The organism is Streptomyces sediminimaris (assembly GCF_047049295.1).
In the GTDB taxonomy this organism is placed as follows: domain Bacteria; phylum Actinomycetota; class Actinomycetes; order Streptomycetales; family Streptomycetaceae; genus Streptomyces; species Streptomyces sediminimaris.
Genome location: NZ_JBJWOT010000001.1, coordinates 3,020,501 through 3,036,300 on the forward strand (window position 1 = coordinate 3,020,501; position 15,800 = coordinate 3,036,300).

The 15,800-nt window shown below is 74.1% G+C and carries 14 protein-coding genes; 3 read left to right on the top strand and 11 right to left on the bottom strand.

Features of this window, described 5'->3' with window-relative positions:
• Positions 1 to 202: 202 nt before the first annotated feature.
• From ACJ9NR_RS14050 to ACJ9NR_RS14060, 3 genes are all read right to left on the bottom strand, one after another.
• Entirely contained in the window at positions 203 to 664 is a 462-nt protein-coding gene (locus ACJ9NR_RS14050; protein ID WP_412487892.1) for an NUDIX hydrolase, read from the bottom strand.
• 299 nt (positions 665 to 963) lie between these two features.
• A complete protein-coding gene (locus ACJ9NR_RS14055; protein ID WP_412512694.1) occupies positions 964 to 1,692 on the bottom strand; it encodes a hypothetical protein in 729 nt (242 codons plus the stop codon).
• A gap of 1 nt (position 1,693) precedes the next feature.
• The gene (locus tag ACJ9NR_RS14060) at positions 1,694 to 2,215 is read right to left on the bottom strand and encodes a sigma-70 family RNA polymerase sigma factor (protein WP_412487894.1); all 522 of its coding nucleotides are present in this window, start codon (positions 2,213 to 2,215) and stop codon (positions 1,694 to 1,696) included.
• 222 nt (positions 2,216 to 2,437) lie between these two features.
• Here ACJ9NR_RS14060 and ACJ9NR_RS14065 point away from each other — a divergent pair, with 222 nt between their 5' ends.
• Positions 2,438 to 3,454, top strand: coding sequence for an aspartate-semialdehyde dehydrogenase (locus ACJ9NR_RS14065; RefSeq protein ID WP_412487895.1), 1,017 nt, complete (start codon positions 2,438 to 2,440; stop codon positions 3,452 to 3,454).
• A 9-nt stretch (positions 3,455 to 3,463) separates the two neighbouring features.
• Here the strand turns inward: ACJ9NR_RS14065 and ACJ9NR_RS14070 are convergent, their stop codons facing one another.
• Entirely contained in the window at positions 3,464 to 3,937 is a 474-nt protein-coding gene (locus ACJ9NR_RS14070; protein ID WP_412487896.1) for a DUF1203 domain-containing protein, read from the bottom strand.
• Positions 3,938 to 4,071: 134 nt separating this feature from the next.
• Here ACJ9NR_RS14070 and pepN point away from each other — a divergent pair, with 134 nt between their 5' ends.
• Positions 4,072 to 6,648 (top strand): aminopeptidase N, encoded by a 2,577-nt coding sequence (gene pepN, locus ACJ9NR_RS14075; protein ID WP_412487897.1) that lies wholly within the window; start codon positions 4,072 to 4,074, stop codon positions 6,646 to 6,648.
• Positions 6,649 to 6,715: 67 nt separating this feature from the next.
• Here pepN and ACJ9NR_RS14080 read toward each other — a convergent pair whose 3' ends face one another.
• From ACJ9NR_RS14080 to ACJ9NR_RS14090, 3 genes are all read right to left on the bottom strand, one after another.
• On the bottom strand, positions 6,716 to 7,474 hold the full coding sequence (locus ACJ9NR_RS14080) for an SDR family NAD(P)-dependent oxidoreductase (RefSeq protein ID WP_412487898.1): 759 nt from the start codon (positions 7,472 to 7,474) through the stop codon (positions 6,716 to 6,718).
• 89 nt (positions 7,475 to 7,563) lie between these two features.
• On the bottom strand, positions 7,564 to 8,883 hold the full coding sequence (locus ACJ9NR_RS14085; protein WP_412487899.1) for a sigma-70 family RNA polymerase sigma factor: 1,320 nt from the start codon (positions 8,881 to 8,883) through the stop codon (positions 7,564 to 7,566).
• A 1,039-nt stretch (positions 8,884 to 9,922) separates the two neighbouring features.
• Positions 9,923 to 11,359: an FAD-dependent monooxygenase gene (locus ACJ9NR_RS14090; RefSeq protein ID WP_412487900.1), complete on the bottom strand. Its 1,437-nt coding sequence runs from the start codon at positions 11,357 to 11,359 to the stop codon at positions 9,923 to 9,925.
• Between the two features lie 128 nt (positions 11,360 to 11,487).
• Between ACJ9NR_RS14090 and ACJ9NR_RS14095 the strand changes: the two genes are divergently transcribed.
• Positions 11,488 to 12,084: a TetR/AcrR family transcriptional regulator gene (locus ACJ9NR_RS14095; protein WP_412487901.1), complete on the top strand. Its 597-nt coding sequence runs from the start codon at positions 11,488 to 11,490 to the stop codon at positions 12,082 to 12,084.
• An 18-nt stretch (positions 12,085 to 12,102) separates the two neighbouring features.
• Here the strand turns inward: ACJ9NR_RS14095 and ACJ9NR_RS14100 are convergent, their stop codons facing one another.
• From ACJ9NR_RS14100 to ACJ9NR_RS14115, 4 genes are all read right to left on the bottom strand, one after another.
• Complete coding sequence (locus tag ACJ9NR_RS14100) at positions 12,103 to 12,360, bottom strand: hypothetical protein (protein WP_412487902.1); 258 nt, start codon at positions 12,358 to 12,360, stop codon at positions 12,103 to 12,105.
• A gap of 86 nt (positions 12,361 to 12,446) precedes the next feature.
• The gene (gene malQ / locus ACJ9NR_RS14105) at positions 12,447 to 14,534 is read right to left on the bottom strand and encodes a 4-alpha-glucanotransferase (RefSeq protein ID WP_412487903.1); all 2,088 of its coding nucleotides are present in this window, start codon (positions 14,532 to 14,534) and stop codon (positions 12,447 to 12,449) included.
• On the bottom strand, positions 14,535 to 14,768 hold the full coding sequence (locus ACJ9NR_RS14110) for a hypothetical protein (RefSeq protein ID WP_412488874.1): 234 nt from the start codon (positions 14,766 to 14,768) through the stop codon (positions 14,535 to 14,537). It abuts the gene before it with no gap.
• A 297-nt stretch (positions 14,769 to 15,065) separates the two neighbouring features.
• Positions 15,066 to 15,602: an HNH endonuclease gene (locus ACJ9NR_RS14115; RefSeq protein WP_186280906.1), complete on the bottom strand. Its 537-nt coding sequence runs from the start codon at positions 15,600 to 15,602 to the stop codon at positions 15,066 to 15,068.
• Positions 15,603 to 15,800 lie beyond the last annotated feature (198 nt).

The following is a 15,800-nucleotide window of genomic DNA, read 5'->3' on the forward strand; positions in this document are numbered from 1 at the left end:
CATCCCGCTCGCTCTGGATGCTTGGCACCGGGAATGACCTGCGCGTGAACGAGGCGGCAACGCGCAACACCGATCACCGTACGTGGATCTCGGCCCACCCGACGCGCCCACGGCCGCTCGTCACCAGGCCGGGGCGCGGTCACTCCGTGTTCATCTGCCGGGGTAGGCCAGACGGTTCACGGCACCGCGGGAGCGGCGCGTGTCACTCCCCGGCCTGCGCCGTCACCCGTCCCGTCGCCGGCCGCTCCCGCCACAGCCTGAGCCCCACGTCGACCAGGCCGACCCGGCGCAGGCCGCCCACGTCGGCGAGCGGATGCCAGGCCGCCAGGTCCGTCGAGCCGCCGACCTCGTGGCGGAGCCCGCCACCGGTGACCCGGGCCTCGTAGAGGAGACCTACGCCGTGGTGGTCGACCGTGCGGCGGAAGCGGCGGGCGGTGGTGCGGCTGATGCAGTCCACGCCGAGCAGGCCGGTGATCTCGACGAGGTACCCGGTCTCCTCCTCCACCTCGCGCAGCACGGTGTCGTGGGGGTACTCACCGTGTTCCATGCCGCCGCCGGGCAGGGTCCACTCGGGGCTGCCCCGGCCGCCGGTCCAGCGGGCCAGCAGGATGTCGTCGTCACGGATGCACACGGCGTAGGCCGCCACCCTCGATGTCCGTCGCACCCGGAGAAGTTAATGCGTCCGGGCGGGGCCGGCGGGCGGGGGCCGACCGGGTGGCTCGCGGCGAACGGGCTGGAGGGGCGGTTCACGGCCGGCCCGGCGACCCTGCGGCACGCGCTGCGGGCCCGCGACGCCCTGGAGAAGGCCGTGGACGGATCGCCCGCGGAAGGGGCGGGCGCGGGCGACGCCGTCCGCGCGCACGGGCGGATCCGGGCCACGCTCACCGCCTGCGCCTTCCCACCGCCTGCCCCTTCCCACCGCCTGCCTCTTCTCACCGCCTGCGCCTTCCCGCCTGCCTCTTCTCACCGGCCGCAGCGCAGGCCGGCCGCCGCGGGCAGCGCGCGGACGAGACCGGCGCGTTCACGGGCGATCTCGCGCGCGCCGACGACCACACGGTCCGCGACCGCCGACCCCTCCGGCAGGGCCACCAGGACGCGCTCGCCCTTGTGCAGGCCCTTCTCGGCGAGGCCCCGGCCGAGCACGAAGACCACCTTCTCCGGGGCCTTCTCCGGCTTGTACGAGCGGGTCACGTGCAGGGTGATCCGCTCCTGGCCCGCGGTCGCGGGCACCGGCTCCACGCGCGTGACCTCACCCTCCGCGACCAGCCGCGCGCAGGCGAGACGGCCGGGGTCGCCCAGGGCGGAGCCCGCGGAGGAGGCCGCGGAGGGAGCCGCGGCCTTGTCGGCGCTCGCGCCGGAGTCCTCGCCCGCGCCGCCGCCGGCCCGTGTCACCAGCCAGCCCATCCCCGCCAGCACGGTCGCCACGGCGGCCACGGCCAGGAGGCCGGAGGCGAACCCGCGGGCCCGGCGCCGGTCCCGCGGCGCCCGCGGCGGAGCGGGCCGCCGCCGCACCGCCGCGTCCTGGGCCAGCGCGTCCCCGATCAGGCCGAGCTGTGCCCGCAGCAGGGCCACGTCGGCCCGGGCCGCGCGGTACTCGCTGAGGAAGGCGGCGTCGGCTCGGTCCCCGCCGGGCGGTTCCTCGCCGGTGAGCGCGGCCATGAGCGCGTCGGTGCCGTGGTCTTCCGCGGCCATGTCACACCACCTCGTCCTCGTGCAGGCGGGCGCGCAGGGCCCGTACCGCCGTGTGCAGCCGGCTCTTGACCGTGCCCTCCGGGACGCCGAGCTCCTCGGCTATCGAGCGGACCGGCAGGTCGGCGTAGAAGCGCAGGACGAGGACCTGGCGCTGGGCGTCGGGCAGCTCGTCGAGGCCCTGGGCGACGGCGAGCGAGAGCACGCTGGTGTCCTCGCCCGAGGGATGCTCCGGCTGCCGCAGCGAGGCCAGCCGCTCGCCGATCCGCTGCTGGCGGCGCTTGGCGCGGTGCCAGTCCATCGCCAGGTTGGAGGCGACGACGGCCGCCCACGCGGAGACATCGCGCGGCGCCTCGTACCCCTTCGCCGCCCGCTCCAGCAGCCGCAGCCGCACCTGCTGCACCCCGTCCGGCAGGTCCGCCTGCGGCACCCCGCCCAGCGCGAGCACCGCCCGCACCCGGCGTTCCTGGGCCGTGTCCAGCGGATCGTCGTCCTCCGGCGCACGGCGGACCCTTCCGCGCAGCACAAGCCACCCCCCTCACCGTGTTTCCTCTACGACGCGGCAGCGCACGGAAACGTTCGGCGGACGGCCGGCGAATCGTCCAGAGGCGGACGTCACACCTCCGGCGTTCCACTCCTCGGGCATGGAGTGCAAAGAATTGGACAGGCGGACCCGGGTCGGCCGCATGATGGAAACGCCGCAGACACGCAAGCAGCCGCCAGGCACGCACACGCAGAGGGAGTCACCGTGAGGGTCGGAATCGTCGGAGCCACCGGACAGGTCGGCACGGTCATGCGCAGGATCCTCACGGAGCGCGACTTCCCGGTCACCGAGCTGCGGCTGTTCGCCTCGGCCCGCTCGGCGGGGACGGAGCTGGACGGCGTGACGGTGGAGGACGCGGCGAGTGCCGACTACACCGGCCTGGACATCGTCCTGTTCTCCGCGGGCGGCGCGACCTCGAAGGCGCTGGCCGAGAAGGTCGCCTCGCAGGGCGCGGTCGTGATCGACAACTCCTCCGCCTGGCGCCGGGACCCCGAGGTGCCGCTGGTCGTCTCCGAGGTGAACCCGCACGCGATCGCGGACCGCCCCAAGGGCATCATCGCCAACCCCAACTGCACGACGATGGCCGCGATGCCGGTCCTGAAGGCGCTGCACGCCGAGGCGGGGCTCGAGGCCCTGGTCGTCGCCACCTACCAGGCGGTCTCCGGCTCGGGCCTCGCGGGCGTGGCCGAGCTGCACGGCCAGACCCAGAAGGTCGTCGCCGACGCGGACAAGCTGACCCACGACGGCGAGGCCGTGGACTTCCCGGAGCCCGGCGTCTACAAGCGCCCCATCGCCTTCAACGTGCTGCCCTTCGCCGGCAACCTCGTCGACGACGGCCTGAACGAGACGGACGAGGAGCAGAAGCTGCGCAACGAGTCCCGCAAGATCCTGGAGATCCCCGCGCTGAAGGTCTCCGGCACCTGCGTGCGCGTCCCGGTCTTCTCCGGCCACTCCCTCCAGGTCAACGCCCGCTTCGCCCGCCCGATCTCCCCGGAGCGCGCGACGGAGCTGCTGAGGGACGCCCCGGGCGTCGAGCTCTCCGACATCCCCACCCCGCTCCAGGCCGCCGGCAAGGACCCCTCCTACGTCGGCCGCATCCGCCGCGACGAGACCGTCGACAACGGCCTGGCCCTGTTCATCTCCAACGACAACCTCCGCAAGGGCGCCGCGCTGAACGCGGTGCAGATCGCGGAGCTGGTGGCGGCGGAGCTGCGGGGCTGACCCGGCGGGTCAGGGCCGCCTGACCTCGTAGAGGAAACAGCCGTACTCGACGGCCCGGACGTGGACCAGTGCCACGGCCGGGTCGTCGAACGCTGTGTGGAGGGCCGCGTCGTCGGGCGTGTCGACGAGTGCCCCGCCCAGGATGTGACCGTCGGCCGAGTAGCGGCGCACGGTGCGGTGGGCGCCCACGAACGGGTGGCCGGTGCCGCCGTCCGGGCCCGCGCAGTCGTCCGCGTGGATGAAGACGGGTCCCTGCTCGTCGTAGGCACCCGGCCGGGCGCCCGTCTCGGCGGCCCAGCGGCGCAAGGGGGCGTAGGAGACGAGGGCGATCCGCTCACCGGGCGCGCTGCGGCGCAGGCAGCAGCGCAGCGGGGCGCCGCCCTCGTCGTCGGTGAAGGGGGCCGCCGGGCGGCCCGCGTCGTCGGTGACGCGCAGCTCCGCGAGGACGGACGGGGCGATGGGTCGTGCCGCATAGGTCGTCATGCGTCCCAGGCTGGCCCGGGCACCGCCGCGTGACCGGCGGGAACCGGACGTGGCACTGAAGGGATAGCCCTCGGTGCAACCGGCCCGCGACGTGGAAGGATGGCGCAACCGACACATGACGAGGAGATGACCCGGTGCCTGGCACAAACCTGACCCGTGAAGAGGCGCAGCAGCGGGCGAAGCTGCTCACCGTTGACTCGTACGAGATCGATCTCGACCTCTCCGGCGCGCAGCAGGGAGGCACCTACCGGTCCGTGACCACGGTGCGCTTCGAGGTGGCCGAATCCGGCACCGAGTCCTTCATCGACCTGGTGGCCCCGACCGTCCACGAGGTGACGCTCAACGGCGACGCGCTCGACCCGGACGAGGTCTTCGCCGACTCCCGCATCGCCCTCCCCGGCCTGCTCGAGGGCCGCAACGTCCTGCGGGTCGTCGCCGACTGCGCCTACACCAACACCGGTGAGGGCCTGCACCGGTTCGTCGACCCGGTCGACGAACAGGCCTATCTCTACACGCAGTTCGAGGTCCCGGACGCCCGCCGCGTGTTCGCCTCCTTCGAGCAGCCGGATCTGAAGGCCACCTTCCGGTTCACCGTGAAGGCGCCGACCGGCTGGACCGTCATCTCCAACTCCCCGACGCCCGAGCCCAAGGACGACGTCTGGGAGTTCGAGCCGACCCCGCGGATCTCCACCTACATCACCGCGCTGATCGCCGGGCCGTACCACTCCGTGCACAGCGTGTACGAGAAGGACGGCCAGTCCGTCCCGCTCGGCATCTACTGCCGGCCCTCGCTCGCGGAGTACCTCGACTCGGACGCGATCTTCGAGGTCACCCGGCAGGGCTTCGAGTGGTTCCAGGAGAAGTTCGACTACGCGTACCCCTTCAAGAAGTACGACCAGCTCTTCGTGCCGGAGTTCAACGCGGGCGCGATGGAGAACGCGGGCGCGGTCACCATCCGCGACCAGTACGTCTTCCGCTCCAAGGTGACGGACGCCTCCTACGAGCTGCGCGCCGAGACCATCCTGCACGAGCTGGCCCACATGTGGTTCGGCGACCTGGTCACCATGGAGTGGTGGAACGACCTGTGGCTGAACGAGTCGTTCGCCACCTACACCTCCATCGCCTGCCAGGCGCACTCCCCCGCCTCGCGCTGGCCGCACTCGTGGACCACCTTCGCCAACTCCATGAAGACGTGGGCCTACCGGCAGGACCAGCTGCCCTCCACCCACCCGATCATGGCCGAGATCCGCGACCTGGACGACGTGCTCGTCAACTTCGACGGCATCACCTACGCCAAGGGCGCCTCGGTCCTCAAGCAGCTCGTCGCCTACGTCGGCATGGACGAGTTCTTCGCGGGCGTACAGGCGTACTTCAAGCGCCACGCCTACGGCAACACGCGCCTGTCGGACCTGCTGGGCGCGCTGGAGGAGACCTCCGGCCGCGACCTGAAGACCTGGTCGAAGAAGTGGCTGCAGACGGCGGGCATCAACGTCCTGCGCCCGGAGATCGAGACGGACGCCCACGGGGTCGTCACCTCCTTCGCCATCCGCCAGGAGGCCCCGGCCCTGCCCGCCGGCGCGCAGGGCGAGCCGACCCTGCGCCCGCACCGCATCGCCGTCGGCCTGTACGAACTGGACTCCGACAGCGGCAAGCTGGTCCGCGACGACCGGATCGAGCTGGACGTGGACGGCGAGCTGACCGCCGTGCCGCAGCTGGCCGGGCGGCGCCGCCCGGCCGTCGTCCTGCTCAACGACGACGACCTGTCGTACGCCAAGGTCCGCCTCGACGAGCGGTCGCTGGCCTTCGTCACCGAGCACCTCGGCGACTTCGAGTCCTCGCTGCCGCGCGCCCTGTGCTGGGCGTCGGCCTGGGACATGACGCGGGACGCGGAGCTCGCCGCCCGCGACTACCTCTCCCTGGTCCTGTCCGGCATCGGCAAGGAGTCCGACATCGGTGTCGTGCAGTCGCTGCACCGCCAGGTCAAGCTCGCGATCGACCTGTACGCCGACCCGTCCGCCCGCGAGGCCCTGCTCACCCGCTGGACCGACGCCACGCTGGCCCATCTGCGCTCGGCCGCGGCCGGCAGCGACCACCAGCTGGCCTGGGCGCGGGCCTTCGCGGCGACGGCCCGCACGCCGGAGCAGCTGGACCTGCTGGAGGCGCTGCTGGACGGCTCGCAGACCATCGAGGGCCTGGCCGTCGACACCGAGCTGCGCTGGGCGCTCGTGCAGCGGCTCGCGGCGGTCGGCCGCTACGACGAGACGGAGATCGCCGGCGAGTACGCGCGCGACCGGACGGCCGCCGGTGAGCGGCACGCGGCCAGCGCCCGCGCCGCCCGTCCGACCGCGGAGGCGAAGGCGGAGGTGTGGGCCTCGGTCGTCGAGTCCGACAAGCTGCCCAACGCCGTCCAGGAGGCCGTCATCGGCGGCTTCGTCCAGACCGACCAGCGTGAGCTGCTCGCGCCGTACGCCGAGAAGTACTTCGAGGTCGTCAAGGGCCTCTGGGACTCCCGCTCGCACGAGATCGCCCAGCAGATCGCGATCGGCCTCTACCCGGCGATCCAGGTCTCCCAGGAGACGCTGGACCGTACGGACGCCTGGCTGGCCTCCGCCGAGCCCAGCGCGGCCCTGCGCCGGCTGGTCTCCGAGTCCCGCTCGGGCGTGGAGCGCGCGCTGAGGGCGCAGGCGGCGGACAGGGCCGCGCAGGCGTAGTCCCTCGTAAGCCCCTCGTACGGCGACAAGGGCGCCCGGCGGTCCGCCGGGCGCCCTTCGCGTGTCCTCAGCGCGGAACCATCCCGCCCGTCACGTTCACGAACGTGCCGGTGATGCCGGCCGCGTGGTCGGAGGCGAGGAACACGGCCGTGGCCGCGACGTCCGCGAGGGTGGGGTTGCGGCGGGTCATCCGCATGCCGGCGAGGCCCGCGATGATGCCCTGGACCGCGCCCTCGTCGATCGCCGGGTCGACCGCGGAGAGCTTCTCGACGGTGAACGTCTCGGGCACCCCGGCCGCCCACAGCCCCACGGCCCGCACCCCGCGCGGCCCGCACTCCACCGCCAGGTTCCGCACCAGCGTGTCGATCGCCCCGTCGGCCGGACCGGTGCCGCCCATCATCGGACTTCCGTGCGCGGAACCGCTGTTGAGGGTGAGGATGACGCCCGAACCGCGCTCGGCCATCCGGCGGGCGGCGCCCCGGGCGGTGATGAAGTTGGCGCGGGTGCCGTTGATCACGGGGCGCATGAAGTCGTCCACGGCCATGTCGGTGAGCGGGGCGCCCTGCACGTCGCCGCGGGTGACGAGGTTGAAGGAGATGTCGACGTCGCCGACCTGCTCCAGATGCTTCTCCACGGCCGGCTCGTCGAGGGCGTCCACGACGGCCACCTCCGCGCCCGGGAGGTCCGCGGCCACCGCCTCCAGCGTCTCGCGGGTGCGTCCGACGAGGTGCACCCGGGCGCCCTCGGCGGCGAAGGCGCGGGCGACCGCGCCGCCGATGGAGCCGCCGGCGCCGTACACGATCGCGGTCCTGTCGGTGAGCTGCATGATGATCTCCTTCGGAGGTGTTCCGTACCAGCCGCTCATACAGACGCACGCCACCGCGGACGCTCATCGGTCGCCGGACGTCCGGCGGATCACAGCCGCAGCGGCAGCCCGAAGGCGGGGAAGAGATGCGGCTCGAAGGACGTGATCTCCACGACCCTGTCCTCCTGGTCGAAGCGGAGGACGTCGAGGACCTGGGCGCGGTAGACGTTCGTGCCGGGCCTGCGGACGTAACCCCCGGCCGCGAGCTGGCCGTTGGCGCGGGCGGGCAGGTGGCGCCAGTGGCCGAGGAACACGGGGGACGCCGGGTCGAGCGTGGGGCGCAGGAACCGCAGGAGGGCGTCCCGGCCCGCGAACCAGAAGGGGTTGGGCGGCATGGTGAGCCGGACGTCCTCGCTGAGCAGGTCGGTCATCGCGGCGAAGTCGAGCGCTTCGGCGGCCGTCATGTACCGCTGCAGCACGGCGCGCTGGGCGTCGGTCGGCTCCGTCGCGGTCCAGTCGGCGCGCTGCCGGGGCAGGTGGTCGCGCAGGGTGGGCCGGGCCCGTTGCAGGGCGCTGTTGGCCGAGGCCACGGTCAGGCCGAGGGCCTCGGCGGTCTCGGCGGCGCTCAGGCCCAGCACGTCCCGCAGGATCAGCACGGCCCGCTGGCGGGGCGGGAGGTGCTGGAGCGCGGCGAGGAAGACCAGCTCCAGCGTCTCCCGGGAGACGGCGGCGGCCTCCGGCTGTTCCTCGGCCGAGGGCAGCTCGTCGTCGGGGTAGGGCTGCAGCCAGGTGAGGCGGTCGGGTGCCTCGCCGGTGCCGTGGTCCATGCCGGGGACCGGCTCGTAGCGCCGCGGGCGGCGGGCGGTGCGGCGCTGGAAGTCCAGGCAGGCGTTGGTGGCGATGCGGTACAGCCAGGTGCGCGCGCCGGCCCGCCCCTCGAAGGCGTCCCGGGCCCGCCAGGCGCGCAGGAACGTCTCCTGCACGAGGTCCTCGGCGTCGTCGTAGGAGCCGGTCATGCGGTAGCAGTGCACCTGGATCTCGCGGCGGTGGGACTCGGTGAGGGCGGCGAAGTCGGCCTCGGTGAGGAGGGGTCCGGTGCCGGGGCGTTGCGTCACGGGGGCCGGCGTGACGGATTCCTTCGCCGTGTCCCGGGCGAGCCGCGCCACCCGCCGCAGCCGTGCGACGGACGACGACAGGTCGGTCACTCCCGAGTACAGGACGGAGGGCGGCTGCGGGGCCAGCTCCTTGACCTGCCGGGCGATGTCCTCGATCAGACCGTCCACCCCGGCCGCCGCGGCCTCGTCGGATCCCCGGCGCCTGCGGTACGCCTTCTGCCGGCACGCCGGCGAGCAGTACAGGGAGCTGCGGCCCGAGCGGCCCGCTCGCGCGGGCAGCGGTTTGCCGCAGCTGGCACAGACGTCGGCGACCACGGGCACCTCCGGGAATCCGGGAACCGCGCCGGGTCCGGGGACTGTTCCGGGTGCGGGAACCGCGTCCGGTCCGGGGACCGCGTCGAGTCCGGGAATTGCGTCACACGGGGACGAGGTGACGCTATCGCGCGCCGGTGCCGACGGCACCGGGAAAACCGAAGGCGCCGCCGAACCGCCGGCCGGCCTCGCGGACCCCGCCCCTCCGCTGCCGGCCCGGCCGAGGCCCCGAACCCGGCCTCGCGCCACCGGTCAGCCACCCGGCGACCGGCCCGCACCCGGCCCGATCAGCCGAACGAACGGACGGACGGGCACCGGCCTACTGGCCCGGTCGCCTCCGCGGCACCTCCGGCATCCGATCCGGCACCGCCGCGCATCGCTCCGGCCGCCTTCCCTGCGGCCGGGACCGGATACCGGTGGACCCGGATACCGGTGGACCGGCACCCGCCCCGCCGCGGCCCGCCGCCCGCACTTCGCCGCCGCCGCGCATCGCCCGGCCTCGCCTCGCCCAGGCAGCCTTCCGTACGGCCGGGACCGGATACCGGTGGACCCGGACACCGGTGCACCGGCACCCAACCCGCCGCGGCCCGCCGCCCGCGCTTCGCCGCCGCCGCGCATCGCCCGGCCTCGCCTCGCCCAGGCAGCCTTCCGTACGGCCGGGACCGGATACCGGTGGACCCGGACACCGGTGCACCGGCACCCAACCCGCCGCGGCCCGCCGCCCGCACTTCGCCGCCGCCGCGCATCGCCCGGCCTCGCCTCGCCTCGCCTCGCCCAGGCAGCCTTCCGTACGGCCGGGACCGGATACCGGTGGACCCGGATACCGGTGGACCGGCACCCGGCAACCCGCCCCGCCGCGGCCCGCCGCCGCGGCCCGCCCCGGCCCGGCGGCCCTCCGTACGAGCTGGACCGGATACCGAGGGGTCGGGCCCCGCCCCACCCCACCTCCCCCGGCGGTCCTCCGCACGACCGGGGCCGGATGCCGGCAGACCGGCAGGGCGGCAGGCCGGCTGCCGCAGCGGCGTCCCGCCCCGCCGGTGCCTCATCCGACGTGGGCGGTGACCGCCTCCTCGATCGCGGCGGCGTCCGCCGAGTCGGCCGCCCAGGCGACGTATCCGTCGGGCCGGACCAGCACGGTCGTGCGCCGGTCGCTCGCCCAGCGCTGCACGGCCAGCCGGTCGGCGCGGGCGCCCGCGGCCGCGTACGGCTCCGGGGTGATCAGTACGAACCGGCCGCCGCGCAGGGCCTCGTACAGGCGGCCGCCCGCCAGGGCGACGTCCGGGACACGGGTGCCGGTGAGGCGGTGGGCGCCGCGCGGGGCGGGGTAGCGGTAGCCGATGCCGGTGATCGCGCCGACCGCCTTGCGCCGGGCCGGGCCGACGTGGTCGAGGAAGGTGGTCAGCGCGGCCCGCAGCGCCAGCGTCCAGGGCCGCTTGGCCATCGCCAGCCGTACGATGCCGCCGCTGCTGCGCAGCACGGACCTGCCGACGGGGTGCCGCTCGGCCTGGTAGCTGTCGAGCAGGTCCGCCTCCGCGTGGCCCCGGAGGACGGCGGCCAGCTTCCAGCTGAGGTTGGCCGCGTCCTGCAGCCCGGTGTTCAGGCCCTGGCCGCCGGCCGGGGTGTGCACGTGCGCGGCGTCCCCGGCGAGGAAGACCCGGCCCACGCGGTAGGCGGGCGCCTGGCGTTCGTCGCTGTGGAAGCGGGACATCCAGCGGGCGTCGTGCATCCCGAAGTCGTGGCCGAGGGCGAGCCGGGTGACCTCCCTGACCTCGTCGAGGCCGAGGGGCTCGCTGTCGGGCACGTCCCGGGCGCGGTTCCAGGCGATCACGCGGTGGTAGCCGTCGCCGAAGGGCGCGAGGAAGGCGAAGGCGTCACCGACGGCGTTGACCGTCAGCAGGTTCTCGGGCTCCTCGGCCAGCCGTACGTCCGCCAGGACGACGGAGCGGATCACGGAACGGCCGGGGAAGGGCAGCCCGATCGCCTCACGCACGGCGCTGCGCATGCCGTCGGTGCCGACCACGTACGCGGCGCGCAGGCTCTGCGTCTGTCCGCCGCTCGTGCGGACCTCGACCGTCACGCCGGCGGAGTCCTGGGTCAGCCCGGTCACCTCCGTCTCGTGGCGCAGGTCCGCCCCGGCCTCGACGGCGCGCCGCTCCAGGGCCTTCTCCACCTCGTACTGCGGGATGACGAGGAGGTGGTTGTAGCGGGAGGGCAGCGTGCCGAGGTCGATGCTGAGGCGGCCGAAGAGACGGAGGCTGTCGAGGGGGCGCCCGGCCTTCTCCAGGCCGTCGGCGAGGCCGCGGGCATCCAGCTGCTCCAGGGTGCGGGCGTGCAGGACGAAGGCGCGGGAGAGGTTGCTGATCCTGTCCGGGCGCTTCTCCACGAGGGTGACCGGGACACCGGCGGCGGCCAGGTCGCCGGCCAGCAGGAGCCCGGCGGGGCCGGCGCCTACGACGATCACGGAGTGCTGGGTCCGCATGATGACCTCCGATAGCCAACACTTGTTTGCCCACGACTGTTTGCCAACGGGCGTTGACCACCGTAGAACCGTGTCCACGATGGAGTCAACGCTTGTTGGCCAACAGATGTTGGCCTACGCTTGTTGATATGAAGGTCAGCGACAGCAGCAGCACGGACGCCGGTTCCGCGACCCGCCGGCGCTCCGAGGTCACCCGGGACGCGATCCTCGCCGCGGCCCGCGAGCGCTTCGCGTCCGACGGCTACGAGCGGGCCACCATCCGCGCCATCGCCAGGGACGCGGGCATCGATCCGTCGATGGTGATGCGCTACTACAGCAACAAGGAGGGCCTGTTCGCGGCGGCGGTCTCCATCGACCTGTCCATGCCGGACGTGGCCGCGCTGCCCCGCGGGGAGGTCGGCCGGGCGCTCGTGGAGCACTTCCTCGGCATGTGGGAGGAGAACGAGGTGCTGACGGCCCTGCTCCGGGTCGGGGCGACCAACCGGGCCGGGGCCGAGCGGATGCAGAGCGTCTTCCGGGACCAGCTGATCCCGGTCGCTTTCGCGGTGTGCCCGGATCCGGAACAGGCACCCGCGCGGGCCGGGCTCGGCGCCGCACAGCTGCTGGGGCTGGCGCTCACCCGCTACGTGCTGCGGCTCGCGCCGGCCGTGGCGCTCAGCCGCGAGGAGATCGTGGCGTGGCTGGCGCCGACGCTCCAGCGCTATCTGACGGCGCCGAGCCCCTGAGCGTCGTACGCCGGGGTGCTACGCCTTCGCGTCGACGTTGGAGGTGGTGTCGTCGCGCTTGTCGTGGGACCTGTCCAGCAAGAAGACCAGACCGGCGATGACCGCGAACAGGCCGACCGGGATGGCCACGTAGAGGCCCAGCGTCTGGATGACGCTCAGGCCCGGGCCGGGGTCGTCGCCGCGGGTCAGCGCGAGCGCGGGGGACGACATGAGCAGCATCATCAGCGTCGTACCGGCGGCCAGGGTGCCGGCGCGCAGGGCGTTCTTCTTGTCCACGGTCCCAAAAGTATCGAACGCCGATCAGGGCCGCTCGTCCGGGGTGCCGTACGCGACCGGGCGCCCGCCCCCGCCCTGCCGCGCCGCTACTCCCGCCGCGCCGTCCGCACCACGTCCAGCAGCGCGTGCAGCCGCGGCGAGCGGGCCAGTTCCTCCAGCGTCACCGCCCGCCCCTCCGCGTCCGCGACCGGCAGCCGCCAGTTCGGGTACTGGTCCCAGGTTCCCGGGAGGTTCTGCGGACGGCGGTCGCCGACCGTGTCGGGGAGCCACACGCCGACCATGCGGGCCGGGGTGCGCAGCAGGAAGCGGTGCACGGCCTGGATCTGCGCCTCCTCCTCCGAGCCGCCCTGGCCGCCGCCCGTGCCGTGCAGCAGGCCGAGCCGGCTGAGCAGGGCCAGCCACTCCCCCGCGTCGGCCGCGGCCTCCGCGCGCTCCTGCTCCAGCGGGCGGGTCAGCAGGTCCAGACGGTGGCGCAGTTCGACGTGCTCGCCGGTGAGGCGGGCCGCGGTGGACGGCAGGTCGTGGGTGGTGGCGGTGGCGAGGCAGTCGGCGCGCCAGCTCTCCGGCGGCAGCGGCCGGCCGTCGCCCTCCCAGTCCCGCTCGAACCACAGGACCGAGGTGCCCAGCACCCCTCGCTCGCGCAGCTTCTCGCGCACGCCGGGCTCGACGGTGCCCAGGTCCTCACCGATGACGATCGCCCCGGCGCGCGAGGCCTCCAGCACCAGGATCGCGAGCATGGCCTCGGCGTCGTAGCGGACGTAGGTGCCCTCGGTGGGCGGCCGGCCCTGCGGCACCCACCAGAGGCGGAACAGGCCCATGACGTGGTCGATGCGCAGGGCGCCGGCGTAGCGGAACAGCGCCCGCAGCAGCCGGCGGTAGGGCGCGTAGCCGGACTCGGCGAGGCGGTCCGGCCGCCAGGGCGGCAGGCCCCAGTCCTGGCCGCGCGCGTTGAAGGCGTCCGGCGGGGCGCCCACCGACATCCCGGCCGCGAAGTACTCCTGCTGCGCCCAGGCGTCGGCGCCCTGCGGGTGCACGCCCACCGCGAGGTCGTGCACGATCCCGATGGGCATCCCGGCCTCGCGCGCGGCGCGCTGGGCCTCGCTGAGCTGGGTGTCGGTGAGCCAGGCGAGCCGGCAGTGGAAGTCGACCCGGTCCATCAGCTCGCCGCGCGCCCGCGCCGTGCCGGCCGAGCGGGGGTCGCGCAGCGCGGCCGGCCAGCGGCTCCAGTCGGAGCCGTGCACCTCGGCCAGCGCGCACCAGGTGGCGTGGTCCTCCAGGGCCTCGCCCTGCTCGGCGAGGAAGTCGGCGTAGGCCGCGCGCCGGCCGGGCCCGAGCTCCACCTCGCGGATCAGCTCCAGCGCCCGGCGCTTGAGCTCCCACACCGCGTCCCGGTCGATCAGCGCGCCCTTGTGCAGCACCGAGGCGCGCAGTTCGGCCGCGCGGGCCGCCGGCGCCCGCAGCCGCTCGGGGTCCTCCACGTAGGCGTACTCGGGGACGTCCTCGACCCGCAGGTGCACGGGGTCGGGGAAGCGGCGGGAGGAGGGGCGGTAGGGCGAGGGGTCGGTGGGCGCGCCGGGTACGGCCGCGTGCAGCGGGTTGACCTGGACGAACCCCGCGCCGAGCGCCCGCCCGGCCCAGGCGGCGAGCTCGGCGAGGTCACCGAGGTCGCCCATGCCCCAGGAGCGCTGCGAGAGCAGCGAGTAGAGCTGGACGAGCAGCCCGTAGGAGCGCGCGGTGGGCGTGGGCAGCCGGGGCGGGGCGACGACCAGGTGGGCCTCGGCGCCGCGGCCGTCGGGCGCGGTGGCCGTCAGCCGGTGGACGCCGGGCGGGAGTTCCTCGAGCGAGCCGCGGCTCTCGCCCTGTTCGGTCTCGACGCGCAGCCGGGTGCCGGCCGGGAGGGCCGCGAGCGCGGGGGACGTGCCGCCGCTCCAGACGACCACCGTCGGCGGCAGCAGCCGCTCGCTCAGCTCCTGTTCGCGGGCGGCGAGCGCGGCGCGGACGGCCTCGGGAGTGGAGGCGTCGACGCCGAGGGCGGCGAGAGCGAGGGTGACGGCGGTGGCCGAGGCCGCGACCGTGCGGTCCGGGGAGGGGCTGTAGGAGGTGGCGACGCCGTGCAGTCCGGCGAGCCGGGCGAGGTCCTCGGAGGGCGGTCCGGCCGACCCCTGTGCGGTCATCTAGGGCCTCGTGGTGTCCGGTTCGAGGCCCACCGCCTCACTGGTCAGGGGCGTGGCGTCGGCGAGCGGCGGTTCGCTGGTGAGCGGCTCGGCGTCGGGCAGGGGCGGTTCGCTGGTCAGCGGGGTCTCGACGCAGGTGCCCTCCGCGCTGAACGCGTGCAGGTGCGGGTCGTAGCCGGCGAACTCCTCACGTTTGGAAAGGGCCGGGAGCAGAAGCGGTGCCGATGCGGCCACAGGGGCCTCCTTGTCGAGTGCGGTGATCGTGCGGGTTACCGCAGCCCTACCCAGTCGGCGCGAAGGCAGACGTAACGAAACGAACATCGTGCCTCGTGTCACATTCTGCGCCGCACATTCTGCGCCCGGCGCGCGCTGCCGCCTCGGATCTTTGTGCGCACGGCCCTCCGGACGCGCGAGGGCGGGGCCGCTCCCCGCGCACGCGTCCGGCGCCCGGCCCCGGGACACGGCCTTCCCGGGGCCGGGCGCCGGGTGCCGCATGCCCTCTCGTCCGACAGGTGTGCGAAAGCCCGGACGTCAGGCGGAAATGCCGTCGATCCGGGCCATGGCGTCGTCCGCGCCGTACGGCTGCAAGTAGGGCAGCCAGCGCGGGTCCCTATGGCCCGTGCCGATGATGCGCCAGGCCAGGCCGGTGGGCGGGGCGGGTTTGTGGCGCAGCCGCCAGCCGATCTCGAACAGGTGCCGGTCGGCCTTCACGTGGTTGCAGCGGCGGCAGGACGCCACCACGTTGTCCCAGACGTGCTTGCCCCCGCGGCTGCGCGGAATGACATGGTCGACGCTGGTTGCGACGCCACCGCAGTACATGCACCGGCCCCCGTCGCGCGCGAAGAGCGCCCGCCGGGTGAGAGGAACGGGCCCCCGATAGGGAACCCGGACGAATCGCTTGAGCCGGACCACGCTGGGTGCGGGGACTGTGACGGTTGCGCTGTGCATGAAGGCGCCGGACTCCTCGAGGCAGACTGCCTTGTTCTCGAGGACGAGGACGAGCGCGCGGCGGAGCGGTACGACGCCGAGTGGCTCGTACGACGCGTTGAGGACCAGGACATGCGGCACGGATGCCTCCTTGTGCGTCGGCGGCGCGTGGCTCGCGCCGGGACGATCTGCAGTCAGTCTCTCCTCTGGCCTGGTGGAAGCGCCACCATGTCCCGGTAACGGGCTGGGAGTGTTTTCGACCACATCTCATTCATCCCCAGGGCGGCGGAGTGTTCATCCCACCTGTTCATCCCCACGTGAGCACCGTCTCTCCCCCAC

Bases quoted from the DNA above. Each gene is read 5' to 3' on its own strand.
- ACJ9NR_RS14055 (WP_412512694.1), bottom strand. From the start codon at position 1,692: ATGGCCGCGGAAGACCACGGCACCGACGCGCTCATGGCCGCGCTCACC.
- ACJ9NR_RS14070 (WP_412487896.1), bottom strand. From the start codon at position 3,937: ATGACGACCTATGCGGCACGACCCATCGCCCCGTCCGTCCTCGCGGAG.
- ACJ9NR_RS14080 (WP_412487898.1), bottom strand. From the start codon at position 7,474: ATGCAGCTCACCGACAGGACCGCGATCGTGTACGGCGCCGGCGGCTCC.
- ACJ9NR_RS14090 (WP_412487900.1), bottom strand. From the start codon at position 11,359: ATGCGGACCCAGCACTCCGTGATCGTCGTAGGCGCCGGCCCCGCCGGG.
- ACJ9NR_RS14095 (WP_412487901.1), top strand. From the start codon at position 11,488: ATGAAGGTCAGCGACAGCAGCAGCACGGACGCCGGTTCCGCGACCCGC.
- malQ (WP_412487903.1), bottom strand. From the start codon at position 14,534: ATGACCGCACAGGGGTCGGCCGGACCGCCCTCCGAGGACCTCGCCCGG.